General features: G+C 62.8%; 2 protein-coding genes. Both read right to left on the bottom strand.

Annotated features, from left to right (window positions below):
- Positions 1–189: undecaprenyl diphosphate synthase family protein (locus tag ACWTU8_RS32385; protein WP_455851320.1), on the bottom strand; the 189-nt coding region annotated here is incomplete at its 3' end.
- A gap of 32 nt (positions 190–221) precedes the next feature.
- A partial coding sequence (locus tag ACWTU8_RS32380; RefSeq protein ID WP_455851319.1) for a ribosome-recycling factor occupies positions 222–484 on the bottom strand: 263 nt, incomplete at its 5' end.

The following is a 484-nucleotide window of genomic DNA, read 5'->3' as shown; positions in this document are numbered from 1 at the left end:
CCGCGACCAGTTCTCCGACGAGAAAGCGTAGACCGTCAGGAAGGAGATGCCGAGATCGGGCGCCGCGCGCACGGTCTTGCGCAACGCCTCGACGCCGGCGCGATGACCGGCAAGCCTCGGCATGCCGCGCGCCTTGGCCCAGCGTCCATTTCCATCCATGATGATCGCGACATGCGCGGGCGTTGTCATGATCTCGCTTTCGGGTCAGCCAGCGGCCAACCCTAAACCTGCATGATTTCAGCTTCCTTGTCGGAAAGCAGATGATCGATGGTGCTGATCGTTTCGTCGGTAAGCTTCTGGACCTGGTCCGAACGCTTGCGCTGATCGTCCTCGCTGATCACGCCATCCTTCTCGGCCTTCTTCAGGAAGTCCATGCCGTCGCGGCGCACATGGCGCGCGGCGACACGGGCGTTCTCGGCGTAGCCGTGCGAGATCTTGACCAGTTCCTTGCGGCGCTGTTCGTTGAGCTCCGGCAGCGGAATCC

The sequence above is a fragment of the Mesorhizobium sp. BHbdii genome (assembly GCF_053848045.1).
The sequence above is the reverse complement of the archived record's forward strand: the minus strand, read 5'-3'. Positions and strand labels throughout refer to the sequence as shown.